The sequence below is a fragment of the Ancylobacter mangrovi genome (assembly GCF_024752335.1).
In the GTDB taxonomy this organism is placed as follows: domain Bacteria; phylum Pseudomonadota; class Alphaproteobacteria; order Rhizobiales; family Xanthobacteraceae; genus Ancylobacter; species Ancylobacter mangrovi.
The window spans coordinates 609,509-626,133 of the sequence record NZ_JANTHY010000002.1 but is presented as its reverse complement, the minus strand read 5'-3'; the positions used below and the strand labels follow the sequence as shown (position 1 = coordinate 626,133).

At 68.5% G+C, this 16,625-nt stretch carries 13 protein-coding genes; 9 read left to right on the top strand and 4 right to left on the bottom strand.

Translation table 11 applies throughout. From position 1 onward, the window contains the following. The 4 genes from fdhF to NVS83_RS08710 all read left to right on the top strand — a co-directional run bounded on the left by fdhF (position 1) and on the right by NVS83_RS08710 (position 6,175). Complete coding sequence (fdhF, locus tag NVS83_RS08725) at positions 1-2,856, top strand: formate dehydrogenase subunit alpha (protein ID WP_258738963.1); 2,856 nt, start codon at positions 1-3, stop codon at positions 2,854-2,856. Between the two features lie 13 nt (positions 2,857-2,869). Then, on the top strand, positions 2,870-3,703 hold the full coding sequence (gene fdhD, locus NVS83_RS08720) for a formate dehydrogenase accessory sulfurtransferase FdhD (protein ID WP_258738962.1): 834 nt from the start codon (positions 2,870-2,872) through the stop codon (positions 3,701-3,703). Then, positions 3,693-3,980, top strand: coding sequence for a formate dehydrogenase subunit delta (locus tag NVS83_RS08715; RefSeq protein ID WP_258732133.1), 288 nt, complete (start codon positions 3,693-3,695; stop codon positions 3,978-3,980). Before fdhD ends, NVS83_RS08715 begins: the two co-directional genes overlap by 11 nt. Before the next feature lie 407 nt (positions 3,981-4,387). Continuing rightward, positions 4,388-6,175, top strand: coding sequence for a monovalent cation:proton antiporter-2 (CPA2) family protein (locus NVS83_RS08710; RefSeq protein ID WP_258732132.1), 1,788 nt, complete (start codon positions 4,388-4,390; stop codon positions 6,173-6,175). Positions 6,176-6,203: 28 nt separating this feature from the next. On the opposite strand, the gene NVS83_RS08705 is transcribed toward NVS83_RS08710, so the two are convergent. After that, complete coding sequence (locus NVS83_RS08705) at positions 6,204-6,902, bottom strand: FadR/GntR family transcriptional regulator (RefSeq protein ID WP_258738961.1); 699 nt, start codon at positions 6,900-6,902, stop codon at positions 6,204-6,206. 171 nt (positions 6,903-7,073) lie between these two features. Between NVS83_RS08705 and NVS83_RS08700 the strand changes: the two genes are divergently transcribed. The 5 genes from NVS83_RS08700 to NVS83_RS08680 all read left to right on the top strand — a co-directional run bounded on the left by NVS83_RS08700 (position 7,074) and on the right by NVS83_RS08680 (position 12,912). Next, entirely contained in the window at positions 7,074-7,934 is an 861-nt protein-coding gene (locus NVS83_RS08700) for a fumarylacetoacetate hydrolase family protein (protein ID WP_258738960.1), read from the top strand. 76 nt (positions 7,935-8,010) lie between these two features. After that, positions 8,011-9,753: an ABC transporter permease gene (locus NVS83_RS08695; RefSeq protein ID WP_258738959.1), complete on the top strand. Its 1,743-nt coding sequence runs from the start codon at positions 8,011-8,013 to the stop codon at positions 9,751-9,753. Further along, entirely contained in the window at positions 9,753-10,865 is a 1,113-nt protein-coding gene (locus tag NVS83_RS08690) for an ABC transporter ATP-binding protein (protein WP_258738958.1), read from the top strand. The genes NVS83_RS08695 and NVS83_RS08690 overlap by 1 nt, the downstream gene beginning before the upstream one ends. Positions 10,866-10,879: 14 nt before the next feature. Next, entirely contained in the window at positions 10,880-11,803 is a 924-nt protein-coding gene (locus NVS83_RS08685) for an alpha/beta hydrolase (protein ID WP_258738957.1), read from the top strand. A gap of 83 nt (positions 11,804-11,886) precedes the next feature. Next, the gene (locus NVS83_RS08680; protein ID WP_258738956.1) at positions 11,887-12,912 is read left to right on the top strand and encodes an ABC transporter substrate-binding protein; all 1,026 of its coding nucleotides are present in this window, start codon (positions 11,887-11,889) and stop codon (positions 12,910-12,912) included. A gap of 71 nt (positions 12,913-12,983) precedes the next feature. Here the strand turns inward: NVS83_RS08680 and NVS83_RS08675 are convergent, their stop codons facing one another. The 3 genes from NVS83_RS08675 to gnd are packed head-to-tail and all read right to left on the bottom strand — an operon-like array spanning position 12,984 to position 16,576. Beyond that, positions 12,984-13,850 (bottom strand): Cof-type HAD-IIB family hydrolase, encoded by an 867-nt coding sequence (locus NVS83_RS08675; protein WP_258738955.1) that lies wholly within the window; start codon positions 13,848-13,850, stop codon positions 12,984-12,986. Next, the gene (zwf, locus tag NVS83_RS08670) at positions 13,847-15,385 is read right to left on the bottom strand and encodes a glucose-6-phosphate dehydrogenase (RefSeq protein ID WP_258738954.1); all 1,539 of its coding nucleotides are present in this window, start codon (positions 15,383-15,385) and stop codon (positions 13,847-13,849) included. Before zwf ends, NVS83_RS08675 begins: the two co-directional genes overlap by 4 nt. Before the next feature lie 3 nt (positions 15,386-15,388). After that, positions 15,389-16,576 (bottom strand): phosphogluconate dehydrogenase (NAD(+)-dependent, decarboxylating), encoded by a 1,188-nt coding sequence (gene gnd / locus NVS83_RS08665; RefSeq protein WP_258738953.1) that lies wholly within the window; start codon positions 16,574-16,576, stop codon positions 15,389-15,391. Positions 16,577-16,625 lie beyond the last annotated feature (49 nt).

The following is a 16,625-nucleotide window of genomic DNA, read 5'->3' as shown; positions in this document are numbered from 1 at the left end:
ATGTCCCTCGTCCATGAGATCGACTACGGTACGCCCGCCCCCAGGACCGACAAGATGGTGACGCTCACCATCGACGGCATGGAAGTGTCGGTGCGCGAAGGTACCTCCATCATGCGCGCCGCGATGGAGATGGGGACCCAGATCCCCAAGCTCTGCGCCACCGATTCGCTCGACGCCTTCGGCTCCTGCCGTCTGTGCCTGGTCGAGATCGAGGGCCGCAACGGCACGCCCGCCTCCTGCACCACGCCGGTGGCGCCGGGTATGAAGGTGCACACCCAGACCGCCCGCCTCGCCCAGCTTCGCAAGGGCGTGATGGAGCTCTACATCTCCGACCACCCGCTGGACTGCCTCACCTGCGCCGCCAATGGCGACTGCGAGCTGCAGGACATGGCCGGCGCGGTCGGCCTGCGCGAGGTGCGCTACGGCATGGAGGGCGCGAACCACTTTGCCCCGGCCTCCGAACTCACTCTGCCGAAGGACGAATCGAACCCCTACTTCACCTATGACCCGTCCAAGTGCATCGTCTGCAATCGCTGCGTGCGCGCCTGTGAGGAAGTGCAGGGCACCTTCGCCCTGACGATCTCCGGCCGCGGCTTCGATTCGCGCGTCTCGGCCGGCCAGTCGGAAGCCTTCCTGACCTCGGAATGCGTGTCCTGCGGCGCCTGCGTGCAGGCCTGCCCGACCGCGACCCTGTCCGAGAAGCGGCTGATCGAGATCGGCACGCCCGAGCATTCGGTCGTCACCACCTGCGCCTATTGCGGCGTCGGCTGCACCTTCAAGGCGGAGATGCGCGGCGAGGAAGTCGTGCGCATGGTGCCGTGGAAGGACGGCAAGGCCAATCGCGGCCATTCCTGCGTCAAGGGCCGCTTCGCCTGGGGCTACGCCACCCATCAGGACCGCGTCCTCAACCCGATGATCCGCGCCAAGGTCACCGACCCGTGGCGTGAGGTTACCTGGGAGGAGGCGATCGCCCACACCGCCTCCGAGCTGAAGCGGATCCAGGACGCCTATGGCCGCAAGTCGGTCGGCGGCATCACCTCCTCGCGTTGCACCAACGAGGAGGCCTATCTGGTCCAGAAGCTGATCCGCGCCGGCTTCGGCACCAACAATGTCGATACCTGTGCGCGGGTGTGCCACTCGCCGACCGGCTACGGCCTCAACCAGGCCTTCGGCACCTCGGCCGGCACGCAGGACTTCGATTCGGTCGAGGATTCGGACGTCATCCTGATCATCGGCGCCAACCCGACCGACGGCCACCCGGTGTTCGGCTCGCGCATGAAGAAGCGCCTGCGCGAGGGTGCGAAGCTGATCGTCGTCGATCCGCGCCGCATCGACCTCGTGCGCTCGGCCCACATCAAGGCCGACTTCCACCTGCCGCTGCAGCCGGGCACCAACGTCGCCGTCGTCACCTCGCTCGCCCATGTGGTGGTGACCGAGGGTCTGGTGAACGAGGAATATGTTCGCCAGTACTGCGACTGGGACGAGTTCCAGGACTGGGCCGAGTTCGTCGCCGACCAGCGCCACTCGCCCGAGGAGGTCGAGAAGCTGTCCGGCGTGCCGGCCGAGCTGATCCGCGGCGCCGCCCGGCTCTACGCCACCGGCGGCAATGCGGCGATCTATTACGGCCTCGGCGTCACCGAGCACTCGCAGGGCTCGACCACCGTCATGGCCATCGCCAACCTCGCCATGGCGACCGGCAATATCGGCCGTCGCGGCGTCGGCGTGAACCCGCTGCGCGGCCAGAACAACGTGCAGGGCTCGTGCGACATGGGCTCGTTCCCGCACGAGCTGCCGGGCTACCGTCACATCTCCGACGACGCCACCCGCGCCACCTTCGAGGCGATGTGGGGCCGGCCGCTCGATCCGGAGCCGGGCCTGCGCATCCCCAACATGCTGGACTCGGCGGTCGACGGCACCTTCAAGGCGATCTACATCCAGGGTGAGGACATCCTCCAGTCCGACCCCGACACGCACCACGTGGCGGCGGGCCTGGCGGCGATGGAGCTCGTCATCGTGCAGGACCTGTTCCTGAACGAGACCGCCAACTACGCGCATGTCTTCCTGCCGGGCTGCACCTTCCTCGAGAAGGACGGCACCTTCACCAATGCCGAGCGCCGCATCCAGCTCGTGCGCAAGGTGATGGCGCCGAAGAACGGCTATGGCGACTGGGAGGTGACCCAGATGCTCGCCCAGGCGATCGGGCTGGACTGGACCTACACCCACCCCTCGCAGGTCATGGACGAGATCGCGGCGCTGACCCCGACATTCGCCGGCGTGTCGTTCAAGAAGCTCGACGAGATGGGCTCGGTGCAGTGGCCCTGCAACGACGCCAATCCCGAGGGCATGCCCATCATGCACATCAACGGCTTCGCGCGCGGCAAGGGCAAGTTCGTCGTCACCGAATACGTGCCGACCGACGAGCGCTCGGGCGCCCGCTTCCCGCTGCTGCTCACCACCGGCCGCATCCTCAGCCAGTACAATGTCGGCGCGCAGACCCGGCGCACCGAGAACAGCGTCTGGCATCCGGAGGACGTGCTGGAGATCCACCCGCACGACGCCGAGCAGCGCGGCGTGCGCGAGGGCGACTGGGTGCGGATCGACAGCCGCGCCGGCTCGACCACGCTGCGCGCGGAGATCACCGACCGCGTGGCGCCGGGCGTCGTCTACACCACCTTCCACCATCCGGGCACGCAGGCCAACGTCGTCACCACCGACTTCTCGGACTGGGCGACCAACTGCCCCGAGTTCAAGGTGACGGCGGTGCAGATCTCGCGCTCGAACGGTCCGTCCGAGTGGCAGGAAGACTATGACGCCTTCGCCCGCCAGAGCCGCCGCATCGCGGTCGCGGCGGAGTGAACGGACGCGTGTCATGATTGCGCCGGTCGTCCGGGTCCCTCGTCTCGCCGTCAAGGCGGGCGAGGTGCGTCTGGGCGAGCGCGCCATCCCCGAGGAGACCGCGGTCGCGATCGTCCATAACGGCTCCACCTATGCCGTGATGATGGCGACGCCCGCCGACCTCGAGGATTTCGGCTACGGCTTCAGCCTCACCGAGGGTGTGGTCGGCTCCCTGTCCGACGTCGAATCCATCGAGACGCTGGAATTCGACGAGGGGGTGGAGATCCGGCTCTGGCTCAACGAGGAGCGCGCCGGCCAGATGGTGGCGCGCCGCCGCCAGATCGCCGGCCCCACGGGCTGCGGCCTGTGCGGGGTCGAGAGCCTGGAGCTCGCCACCAAGCCGGCGAAGCTGGTGCCTGAGGGGCGCAGCTTCACCACGGCGCAGATCGGCGAGGCCATCGCCGCGCTGCCGACCGCGCAGCGGCTGAACCACGAGACCCGCGCCGTCCACGCCGCCGCTTTCTGGCAGCCCGGGGACGGGCTGGTGGCGGTGCGCGAGGATGTCGGGCGTCACAACGCGCTCGACAAGCTGGTGGGCCATCTCACCCGCACCGGGCGGGACGCGGCGGCCGGCATCGTGCTGCTGACCAGCCGGGTCTCGATCGAGATGGTGCAGAAGACGGCCATGCTCGGGGCGCCGGTGCTGGTGGCGGTGTCCGCGCCCACCGCGCTCGCCGTGCGCACGGCCGAGGCCTCGGGCATCACGCTGGCGGCGATCGCCCGCGACGACGGATTTGAAGTGTTCACCCACCCCCATCGCATCGCGTTCGGCGGGGCACAGACGGAGTTGATGGCCCATGTCGGCTAACACGATGGACCGGCTGGTCTACATGGCCAACCAGATCGGCAAGTTCTTCGAGCCGCAGGGCCATGAGCGCGCCGTGAAGGGCGTCGCCAAGCATGTGAAGGACTTCTGGGACCCGCGCATGCGTGCGCGCATGGAAGACCACATCGCGGCCGGCGGCGCCGGGCTGATGCCGACCGTGTTCGAGGCGCTGAAGACGCTGCCGCCGGTGAGCCGCGACACCATTCCCGCCCCCCATCCCACGCTCAACCCGCCCGGCCCGACGGCCTCCCATCACTGAGGCGGGGTGACCCGGGCCGGGGACGGCCCTTTCTGACGATCGATGGGGCGGGCTGCCGGAAGGCGGCCCGCCCGTCCGTTTTCCGGCCGGCACGCGCCGATCCGCTCGCGCCGCCTGACGCCGCGCTCGCTTTGGCCTGCGGCCGGCGGGGCGTTCCCATCCCGCCGGGATGCCGTCGTCCGGGCCTGCTTCGGGCTCCCGGGGGGCACCGCGTGCGGCCTTTCGGGAGGCCGGTCACGCGTTTCCGGACGGAAACCGTGCAGCCGTGAAAGAACCATGGTTCTGCCATCCCGAAGCGGCATGCCATCCTGTAGCGTGCAGTGGTATTTTGAGGTCGTGGGGCGAAGGCACGGTGGTCAATGCACGGTGAGGGGCAGGGATACCTTATTGGTGCTCTGATATTCTTGGTGACGGCGGTGGTGGCCGTGCCGGTGGCGCGGCGCCTCGGCCTCTCCCCCATCGTCGGCTATCTGCTCGCGGGGGTCGCGATCGGCCCCTCGGGCATCGGCGTGTTCCATGATCCCGAGCGCATCATCACCGTCGCCGAGATCGGCGTCGTGCTGCTGCTCTTCATCATCGGGCTGGAGCTCCAGCTCTCGCGCCTGCTCGCGCTCAAGCGGGCGATCTTCGGCATGGGGCTGGCGCAGCTCGTCTTCACCGGAACGGCGATCGCCGCTCTGACCCGTTTCGCCGGCCAGGATTTCGACTGGCGCGCGGCCCTGGTCGCCGGGCTCGCTCTGTCGCTGTCGGCGACCTCGATCGCGCTGCAGCTGCTCGAGGAGAAGGGCGGCCTCTCCCAGCCCTATGGCCAGCGCGCCTTCGCGGTGCTGCTGTTCCAGGACATGGCGGTGGTGCCGCTGATCGCGCTGATGCCGCTGCTCACCCCCGGCACCCACGAGGCGCAGACCTTCGAGCAGGGGCTCGGCCACGTCTCGATCATCGTCGGCGCGCTGGCGATCGTCATCCTCACCGGGCGCTACCTGCTGACGCCGATGTTCCAGGTGCTGGCGCGCAGCGGCGCGCGCGAGGTGATGACCGCCGCGGCGCTGCTGGTGGTGCTCGGCGCCGGCGCGCTGATGGCCTCGGTCGGCATGTCGATGGCGATGGGCGCGTTCCTCGCCGGGGTGATGCTGTCCGAATCGAGCTTCCGCCACGAGCTCGAGGCCAATGTGGAGGCCTTTCGCGGGCTTCTGGTCGCCCTGTTCTTCATGGGCGTGGGCATGTCGATGAACCTCGCCGTGGTGCTCGCCAATGCCTGGCTGCTGATCGTCGGCACGCTGCTGGTCACGCTGGTGAAGGCGGTCTCGGTGTGGACCGTGTTCCGCCTGTCGGAAGGAACGCGGGCGGACGCGGTGCGCTCGGCCTCGGTGCTGACCCCGGCCGGCGAGTTCTCCTTCGTGCTGTTTCCGCTCGCCCTCGGCCTCGGCCTCATCACCTCGCGCCAGAGCGACATGCTCGCCGCCTGCGCCGGCATGACCATGCTGCTCGGCCCGCCGATCGCGCTGTTCGGCGAGCGGCTGGCGCGCCGGCTGGAGCGCAGCGCGGTGACGCAGGAGCCGGACGAGGATTTCAGCGACGCGCACGGCTCGGTGCTGGTGGTCGGCTTCGGCCGCTTCGGCCAGATCGTCTCGCAATGCCTGCTAGCGCGCGGGCTCGACGTGACCATCATCGACAACGACGTGGAGATGATCCAGAACGCCGGGCGCTTCGGCTTCCGCATCTATTACGGCGACGGCACCCGGCTCGAGGTGCTGCGCGCCGCCGGTGCCGAGCGGGCGCGGGTGATCGCCGTCTGCGTCGACCGCCGCGAGACCTCGGACCGGATCATCGACATATTGCGCTCCAACATTCCCGCCCCGCAGCTCTTCGTGCGCGCCTATGACCGCACGCACACGCTGGCGCTGCGCGCACGCGGGGTCGACTTCGAGATCCGCGAGACCTTCGAATCGGCGCTGACCTTCGGCGAGGCGACGCTGCGCGCGAGCGGGCTCGACGCGGCGGCGGCGCGCGCGACGGTGAACGACGTGCGCGAGCGCGACCTCGCCCGGCTCGCGCTGCAGGAGGCGGGGGGCGTCGATCCGGGCCTGACCGGCGTCGTCGAGCCGGAACCGCTGATCCCGCCCGAGCGCGAGGCTCATCCGCTCAATCCGGAAGCCGAGGACGTGCTCAAGCGCGAGACCGAGTTCTCCGGCTAGCGGCCGCGCGCGGTCCGCCGGCGCGCGGCTATTCGCCCAGCAGGTTGCGCCGCACCCGCAGCAGGTGACGGGTCAGCGCGGCCTCGGCGAGCCTTGCGTCGCGCGCCCGCAGCGCCGCGACGATCTCGCGGTGCTCCTGGCGATAGGCGTCGCGCCGCTCGGCGGTGATGCTGAGCCGCTTGAGCTCACCCCATTCGGCAAATTCCCGGGCGCTGGTGATGGTCGCGTAGATCGCCACCATCAGCGGGTTGTGGGTCGCGTCGGCGATCGCCTGGTGCAGCGCCGCGTCCCAGTGCTCGAACGCCTCGAAATCGTCCGCCGCCTCGCCCTGGCGGTTGCACTCCTCCATGCGCTCGAAGTCGGCCGCCTTGGCGTTCATCACCACGAGCTGGGCGAGGCGCGGCTCGACGATCAGGCGCGCCGCCATGATCTCGGTCGGGCTGGCGTCGCCCGCATGCGCGCCGGCGGGCGGCTCCGCGCGGGAGGGCGCACTGGGCGCGTTCTTGGCGACATAGGTGCCGCTGCCGATGATCCGCACCACCCGGCCCTGCGATTCCAGCACCGAGAGCACGTCGCGCACCGCCGAGCGCGGCACGCCCAGTTCCTCGGCGATGGCTCGCTCGGTGGGCAGCTTGGCGCCGGGCGCATAGGCCCCGGAGCCGATGGCGCCGTCCAGGAACTCCTGGACCAGGACGGTGGGCTTACGGTCGATCAGAACGCGATCCATGGCAACTCGCTTGATATGAGGTATTTGGTATACCAATTCTCGCACCGACGTGAAATCAGAAATCACTCAAAACGAGCGCATCCGCAAGATTTCGCGACCGCGACCCGTTGACAGCCGGTCAACCAATGTCGCTATAATGGTTCAAATTGGTAAACCAATCAAGGCCACAACATGAAATTCGCTACTTTTCGGCATGGCGGGCGCGAGCAGGTCGGGCTCGTCGATAGCGAGGCGGAGCGCGTCTATCCGGTCGACGCCGCCGACATGGTCGAGCTGATCGCCCGCTATGACGAGATCGCGCCGAAGATCCGCATGAACGGCAACGCCGTGGAGCTGTCGCAGGTTGAGCTGCTGGCGCCGATCCCCCATCCGCGCCGCAACATCTTCTGCGTCGGCAAGAACTATCGCGACCACGCCCGCGAATTCGCCAGCTCCGGCTACGAGGCCGGGGCGGTGAAGGGCGCGGAGATCGACGACTACCCGGCCGTGTTCACCAAGCCGGCGACCTGCGTGGTCGGCCCCGGCGCCACGGTCGACACCCACCCGAAGGTGACCAGCGCCGTCGACTACGAGGTCGAGCTGACCATCGTCATCGGCAAGGGCGGGCGCGACATCGCCCGCGAGCACGCGCTGGAGCACATCTTCGGCTACACCATCATCAACGACGTGACCGCGCGCGACCGGCAGAAGAACCACCGCCAGTGGTTCCTCGGCAAGGCGCTCGACACCTTCTGCCCGATGGGGCCGTGGATCACCACCGCCGACGAGGTCGACGCCGCCAACCTGCAGGTGCGCACCTGGGTGAATGGCGAGCTGCGCCAGGACGCCAATACGCGCGACCTGATCTTCGACATTCCCGGCCTCATCGAGACCATCTCCGCCGGCACCACGCTGGAGCCGGGCGACCTCATCGCCACCGGCACCCCGGCGGGCGTCGGCCTCGGCTTCAGCCCGCCGAAATTCCTGAAGGCGGGTGACAACGTGACCATGTCGATCACCGGGCTCGGCACGCTGAGCAACCCGTTCGCCTGACGTCCGCGCCCGCGAAGGCACGGGTTCGTCTGACGGCCGAAGCGCCCCGAAGAAGGTGCCGGCTCTGGGAGGAAAAATGGCTATCATCACCATCGCGTCGCCGATGCGTGCACCTGCGCTGCCGAACTGGCTGCGGCTCGAGACCGTCGTCATCGCGACGGCGATCGGCGCGCTCGTCATCCTGGTCGTTCTGCCGGTCCTGTCGCTGATCGCGGCCAGCGTCTGGCAGGACGGCCGGCTGACCGGCGAATTCTTCGCCGAGGCGCTGACCGGGCGCTCCTATCTGCGGGCGCTCGGCAACTCGCTGATCCTCGGCAGCTGGACCGGCCTCATCAGCGTGCTCATCGGCGTGCCGCTGGCCTGGGCGGTGAGCCGCACCAACGTGCCGGGCAAGGGCCTCATTCAGGTCACCGCCACGCTGTCCTACCTGTCGCCGCCCTTCCTCACCGCCATCGCCTTCGTGAACCTGTTCAGCCCCAATGCGGGCGTGATCAACGTCTTCCTGCGCGATGTGCTGGGGCTCGACATCGGCTTCAACATCTTCACCATGAGCGGCCTGGTCTTCGTGACCGTGCTGCACACCTTCCCCTTCGTCTACCTGCTCTCCTCCTCGGCGCTGCAGTCGGTGGATGCCTCCTATGAGGAGGCGGCGCAGATTCTCGGCGCCTCCAAGCTGCGCACCGCGCTCACCATCACCCTGCCGCTGGTGGCGCCGGCGGTGCTGTCGGGCACGCTGCTCGCCTTCGTCAACGCCATCGCCCTGTTCGGCTCGCAGGCCATCATCGGCCTGCCCGGGCGGATCGTGACGCTGCCGACGCGCATCTACTCGCTGTTCGACTATCCCCCGCAGTTCGGCACCGCCTCGGCGCTGTCGCTGATGTTCATCGCCATCACCGTCGCCGCGCTCTATTTGCAGCGCGCCTTCCTCGCCAAGCGCTCCTATGTGACGCTGGCCGGCAAGGGCGCGCGGCCGCAGCTCATGGATCTCGGGCCGTGGCGCTGGGTGCTGTTCGCCGCCTGCGTCGTCACCTTCATCGTGGCGATCCTCTTGCCCTATGGCTCGCTGATCGCGGTGTCGTTCTCGAAGTCCTGGGGCCTCGACTTCTGGCACAACCTGACGCTCGACAATTACCGCTTCGTGCTGATCGACTACGACGTGACGCGCCGCGCCATCGTCAACAGCCTCGGCCTCGCCATCCTCGCCGCCACCGCCTGCGTGTTCCTCGGCGCGATGATCTCGTGGATCGATGTGCGCACCACCATGCCGGGCCGCAAGCTGCTCGACTATGCCTCGCTGATCCCGCTCGGCCTGCCGGGCATCGTCATGGCGGTGGCGCTGCTGCAGTTCTGGCTCTCCATGCCGGTCTCGCTCTACGGCACCTTCGCCATCCTGCTGCTCGCCTATGTCGGGCGCTACGTCCCGCTCGGCGTCAGGGCGGCGAACTCCTCGCTGCGCCAGATCGACCCCTCGCTGGAGGAAAGCGCGCGCATCCTCGGCGCCTCCTGGGGCCAGACGATGAAGGAGATCACCCTGCCGCTGATCAAGCCGGGATTGTTTGCCGGCTGGCTATTGGTCTTCGTGCCGGTGATCCAGGAGCTTTCGGCCTCGATCCTGCTGTTCTCCTCGAACTCCATCACCCTCGCCGTCGCCGTCTACAACCTCTACGAGACCGGCTACACCGAACCCGTCGCCGCTCTCGCCATCATCAACATGATCATCATCGCCACCGCCATCGGCATCGCCCGGCGGTTCGGCGGCAGCCGGCTCGGCATGAAGACCGGGGCCTCAGGCAATTCGCGACCGGGAGTTATGGGCTGATGGCAGGTATTCGCATCTCCGGACTGTCGAAGTTCTACGGCGGCAAGGACAGCGGCATGGCCGCGCTGACCGACCTCGACCTCGACATCAAGGACAACCAGTTCGTCACCCTTCTCGGCCCCTCGGGCTGCGGAAAGACCACGACGCTGCGTCTCATAGCCGGCTACGTGGTGCCGGATGCGGGCACCATCCGCGTCGACGACCGGGTCATCTCCTCGGTCGACGGCGTCGCCCCGCCGGACCGGCGCGGCATGGGCATGGTGTTCCAGAATTACGCCGTGTGGCCGCACAAGACGGTGTTCGAGAACGTGGTCTTCGGGCTGAAGCTGCGCAAGGTGCCGGCCGAGGAGGCGCGGCGCAAGGTCGAGGAGACGCTGGCGCTGGTGAACCTCGCCGGCCTCGAGGCCCGGCTGCCGAACGAACTGTCCGGCGGCCAGCAGCAGCGCGTGGCGCTGGCGCGCAGCCTGGTGGTGGAGCCGGGCATCCTGCTGCTCGACGAGCCGCTCTCCAATCTCGACGCCAAGCTGCGCGAGCGCATGCGGGTCGAGCTCAAGCAGCTCCAGCGCCGCACCGGCATCACCTTCGTCTACGTCACCCACGACCAGGCCGAGGCGCTCGCGCTCTCCGACCAGATCGCGGTGATGCATGGCGGCAAGCTGCAGCAATACGGCTCGCCCGACGAGGTGTACCGGCGCCCGGCCAACAAGATCGTCGCCGACTTCATGGGCATCGTGAACTTCCTGCCCGGCGAGCTGCGCGCGGGTACGGGCGGCGCGCCGGTGCTGGTGGTGGACGGGGTGGAGATGGCCGCCCCGGTCGGCTCGAAGCTTCACGCCGGCCAGGCGGTCGACCTCGCCGTGCGGCCGGAGAACGTGCGGATTTCGCGCCTGCGCGAGAGCCCGGACCAGCTCGTCGCCCGCGTCACCGAGCACACCTATCTCGGCAATCTGAGCGAATACTGGCTCGAGCTCGCCTCCGGCGCGGTGCTGCGCGCCCAGACCCATCCGCTCGAGCCGTTCCAGGTCGGCGACGAGGTCCATGTCTCGATCGACGCCGGCGAATGCAGCGTCTTCCCCCAGGCCGCGGCGGCGACGCCGATGGTCAAGCACTGACAACGGAGCCCATCATGCAGAGCGCCACCGCGCTGAAGCCGGCCATCGCCGGCCGCGAGCACTGGACCCATAACGGCGATGCCGAGCTGTTCCTCTGGCAGAAGGCGCCCGAGGCCGGCGCGCCTTCCGGCACGGTGCTGTTCGTGCACGGCTCGTCCATGGCCTCGCAGCCGACCTTCGACCTCCAGGTGCCCGGCCGTCCCTGGTCCTCGGCGATGGACTATTTCGTCGACAAGGGCTTCGAGACCTGGACCGTCGACATGCGCGGATATGGCCGCTCCGACAAGCGCCCGGGTACCCAGGCGACCATCGCCGAGGGGGCGCAGGACCTCGTCGCCGCCACCGACTACATCCTGAAGACCCGCGACTGCGGCCCGCTCTACGTCTACGGCATCTCGTCCGGCGCGCTGCGCGCGGCCGCCTTCACCGAGCGCTGCCCCGACCGGGTGAAGCGGCTCGCGCTCGACGCCTTCGTATGGACCGGGGAGGGCAGCCACACGCTGGAGAACCGGCGCAAGAAGCTGCCCGACTACCGCGCCGGCGAGCGGCGCCCGATCGACAAGGCGTTCGTCTACTCGATCTTCAACCGCGACCACCCCGGCACCGCCGAGGACAAGGTGATCGAGGCCTTCGCCGACGGCATCCTCGCGCTCGACGATTCGATGCCCAACGGCACCTATATCGACATGTGCACCAATCTGCCGGTGATCGACCCGACCAGGATCCCGGTGCCGGCCCTCGTCATGCGCGGCGAATATGACGGCATCGCCGGCTTCGACGACCTGGTCGAGTTCTTCAAGCGCCTGCCCAATTCCGACAAGCAGTTCGCGATGATGCCCGGCATCTCGCACGCCTCGTTCCAGCAGAAGAACTACATGCTGGTGCTGCACATCCTGCACGCCTTCTTCACCCAGCCCGAGCCGATCTACCGCGGCTGAGCGGGTCTACTCAACGACACAAGAACCGAACCCCGGGAGGAAATTCCATGACCAACGCTCGTGTCGAAACACGCCGAAGTTTCATGGCGCGCCATCTCGCCACCCTCGGCCTCGCCGCCGCCGCCGGGCTCGTGCTCGGCGGGCTCGGCGCCGCACCGGCCTTTGCCGAAGACGTCGACATGGCCAAGGCCAAGCAGGAGGGAACGGTGGTCTGGTACACCTCGACCCCGATCGAGCAGGCCAACAAGCTCGCCCGCCTGTTCGAGGACCAGACCGGCATCAAGGTCGAGCTGTTCCGCTCCGGCGGCTCGGCGATCCTGCGCCGCTTCTACCAGGAGCTCTCGGCCGGACGGGTGGGGGCGGACGTGCTCACGACCTCCGACCCGGCGGCCTCCAACGTGATGGCGGAGAAGGGCACCTTCGTTCCGTTCAAGCCGGTGGGCTTCGACAAGATCCCGGACGCGGCGAAGGACCCGGACGGCAACTGGATCGGCCAGCGCCTCAACCTGATCACCATCTACATGCGCGGGGACAAGGTGGCCGAGGCCGACCGGCCGCAGAAATGGACCGATCTCACCGATCCCAAATACAAGGGCCAGATGGTGATGACGGACCCGTCCTTCACCTCGCTGCAGCTCTCGGTGGTCGGCACGCTGTCGCAGAAGCTCGGCTGGGATTTCTACCAGAAGCTCGCCGACAACGACATCATGATCGTCCAGGGCAACCAGCAGGTCTCGGACAACCTCAAGCGCGGCGAGCGCCTGATCGCCGTCGGCGCGCTCGATTCCTACGCCGCGCAAGACCGCCTGAGCGGGCATGAGATCGTGACCGTCTATCCCAAGGACGGCACCTTCGTCATTCCCTCGCCGACCGCGGTGGTGAAGGGCAGCGACCATCCCAACGCCGCCAAGGCCTTCGCCGCCTTCATGATCAGCCCCGACGCGCAGAAGATCTTCCCCGCCGACGGCGGCTATTCGGCGCGCATCGACGTCGATCCGCCCGAGGGCGGGCCGAAGGTCTCCGACCTCACCATCATTCCGGTCGACTATGCGGCGCTGGAGAAGCAGGCGAGCAAGATCAAGGACCAGTTCAACGACATCTTCCGCTGAACCGGCATTGCGTCGCCTTTAGACAGCGGCCCCGTCTCCTCACCGAGGCGGGGCCGTTCTCGTTCGCGCGCTCAGCTTCGGCCGGCGGCCAGCGGCAGCACGAAACGGTCGATGGCGTTGGCGATGCCGTCCTCGGCATTGGTGGTCGTCACATGGTCGGCCAGCGCCTTCACCGCGTCGGTCGCGTTGCCCATGGCGATGGCGAGCCCGGCATTGGCGAACATGGGCAGGTCGTTCGCCATGTCGCCGATCACCGCCACCTCGTTCAGCGGCACGCCGAAATAGCCGGCGAAGGCGCGCACCGCGTAGCCCTTGTCGACCACCGGCGCGGTGACGTCGAGATAGTAGTGCTGCGAGCGCCGGGCCGAGGCGCGATCGCCGAGCAGCGCCTGCAGCTCGGTCTCGCAGGCGGCCAGCATGTCGAAGTCGGAGGAGGAGCCGACGATCTTGCCGGCCCGGCCGATATGGTCGCCGAAGCTGGTGACCAGCGTCGGCTGGAACTGCACCGTGCGGATCTCGCGCGGCACGTACTGGCTGTCCGGGTTCTCGATGTACCACTCATTGTCGGCGAACACCCAGATGTCGGCGCCCCGCGCGCGCATGGTGTCGACCGCCAGATGCGCGGCCTCCAGCGGCACGAAGTGCTGCTCCACCGGGGAGTAGTCGGCATGGACGATCGAGGAGCCGTTGAAGCCGCCGAAGATCTCGAGCTCGAGCGGCTCGATCAGGATCTTCATGCCGCGCGGTGGGCGGCTCGACACGGCGGCGAAGGCGACGCCGGCCGCGTGCAGGCGGCGCACCGCCTCGACCGTCGCCGGCGCCACCAGCTTGTCGGGCGTGACCAGCGTTCCGTCGACGTCGGACACCATCAGCGAGATGCGGGTCGCGCGCGGCGGGCGGGCCGGGCCGGGGGTCGTGTCGGTCGTCTGGTCTGTCATCGCGGGCGGTCCCGTTCGAGCGGCAGCCACTGGAAGCCGTCCTGCGCCAGCAGTACGTCGGCCATGGTCGGCCCGCTCGAGCCGGCGGCATAGCCGTGCACGTCGATCATCCCGGCCTCGACCGCCTTGAGGATGGGATCCACCGCCGCCCAGCCGGCCTCGATGTTGTCGGCCCGCTGGAACAGCGTCGGATCGCCCGACAGGCAATCGTAGATCAGCGTCTCGTAGCCGGTCGAGGGAGCGGACTGGAAGTAGTCGGCATAGCGGAAGTCCATGTCGACCTCGGACAGGCGCACCTTGCGGCCCGGCACCTTGGCGGCGAAGCGCAGCGAGATGCCCTCGTCCGGCTGGACGTGGATCACCAGCACGTTGGGCGCCAGCTCGCAGTCGGGATCGTTGCGGAACAGGACGCCCGGCGCCTTCTTGAAGTGGATCGCGATCTCGGTGCGCCGGGTGGCGAGCGCCTTGCCGGTGCGGATGTAGAACGGCACCCCGTTCCAGCGCCAGTTGTCGATCAGGCACTTGATGGCGATGAAGGTCTCGGTGTGGCTCTCGGGGGAGACGTCGGGCTCCTCGCGATAATCCGCCACCGGCTTGCCCAGTACCTCGCCGGCCCGGTACTGGCCGCGCACCACATGGGTCGCTGCCTCGCCGAGCCGCATCTGGCGGATCGCCTGGATCACCTTCGACTTCTCGGTGCGCACCGCGTCGGCGTCGAACGAGTTGGGCGGCTCCATCGCCACCATGGCGAGGAGCTGGAACATATGGTTGGGCACCATGTCGCGCAGCGCGCCGGTGGCATCGTAGAAGCGCCCGCGCTGCTCGACCCCGACCGTCTCGGCCGCGGTGATCTGCACATGGTCGACATAGCCGCGGCTCCAGATCGGCTCGAACATGCCGTTGCCGAAGCGCAGCGCCATCACGTTCTGGACCGTCTCCTTCCCGAGGAAATGGTCCATGCGGTAGATCTGGTTCTCGTCCGCCACGGCGAGCAGGCGCGCATTGAGCGCCTTCGCCGAGGCGAGGTCGGTGCCGAAGGGCTTCTCCACCACGAAGCGGCGGAACGCGTTCTCGCCCTCGGTCAGCAGGTCGGCGGCGCCGAGGTGCTCGGCGATCGGCGCGAAGAAGCGCGGCGTCACCGCCATATAGAACACGGCATTGGCGTCGCCGGTCTCGCCCTGGCGATCGGCGAGGCGGGTCTTCAGCCGCTCATAGGTCTCAGGACTGTCGAAATCGCCGGTGACGTAGCCGATGCGCGAGATCAGCCACTGCCAGACCTCGCGGTCGAGCGGATGGCTCTTGGCGCCGAACTCCTCGACCGCGTCGGTCAGGTGCTCGCGGAAGCTCGCATCGTCGTGCTCGACCCGGTCGACGCCGATGATGGTGAAGTTCGCATCGAGCACGCCCTCATGGGCGAGGTTGTAGAGCGAGGGCATGAGCAGGCGCTTGGTGAGGTCGCCCGAGGCGCCGAAGATCACCAGAGCGCAAGGCGGCGCGGGGGGCGCGTCCGCCTGGATGACGGGAGCCTCGACCACGGCTCAGCTCCCGGACTTCTTCTCGACATGGCCGCCGAACTGGAAGCGCATGGCGGAGAGCAGCTTCTCGCCGAAGGTGTGTTCCTGGCGCGAGCGGAAGCGGTTGTAGAGCGCGGCGGAGAGCACCTCGGCCGGGACCGCCTCTTCCACCGCCGCCATCACCGTCCAGCGGCCCTCGCCGGAATCGGCGACCTCGCCGGAGAAGTTCGACAGCTCGTCATTCTCTGCCAGCGCGATCGCCGACAGGTCGAGCAGCCAGGAGGAGACGACGCTGCCGCGCCGCCACACCTCGGCGATGTCGGCCATGTCGAGCGTGTAGCGCTCGTTCTCCGGCAGCTCGGTGGAATCCTTGTGCTTCAGGATGTCGAAGCCCTCGGCATAGGCTTGCATCAGGCCGTATTCGATGCCGTTGTGGACCATCTTGACGAAGTGGCCGGAGCCGGCCGGGCCGCAATGCATGTAGCCCTGCTCGACCCGCGGGTCGCGGCCGTCGCGGCCGGGGGTGCGGGGAATGTCGCCGAGGCCCGGCGCCAGCGCGGCGAGGATCGGGTCGATATGGTCGACCGCCGCCTTGTCGCCGCCGATCATCATGCAGTAGCCGCGCTCCAGCCCCCAGACGCCGCCCGAGGTGCCGACGTCGACATAGGAGATGCCCTTCTCCTTCAGGCCGGCGGCGCGGCGGATGTCGTCCTTGTAGAAGCTGTTGCCGCCGTCGATGATGATGTCGCCGGGCGACAGCAGGGTGCCGAGCTCGGCCACCGTCGCCTCGGTCGGCCCGCCGGCCGGCAGCATCACCCACACCGCGCGCGGCGCGTCGAGCGCCTTGACGACGCCGGCGAGGTCGGCGGCGCCGGTGTTGCCCTCGCCCGCCAGCTCGCGCACGGCGCTCTCGTTGCGGTCCCAGACCACGCAGGTGTGCCCCGCCTTGGCGAGCCGGCGCGCGATGTTTCCTCCCATGCGGCCGAGGCCGACGATTCCGAGCTGCATCTGTTTTTTCTCCTGGTCCCGCCCTGCGGCGCCGGGCCGCTGAGTCGGCCGCGTGCGACGAATGTGCGCCAACCCTATGCCGGGCTTGCGACAATTGGAACGCTCGTCGGACGATGGCGAGGGAAAGTTCGCGTGCGCGGACGGATGGGAAGGTCGCCATCGCGGCGCGCCGCGCGCCTCAAGGGCCTTCCGAGAGGCCGTCACGGCCCGTTCCACCGTCGGCCGGGAGCGCGCGCGAAGCCGAATCGCCGCC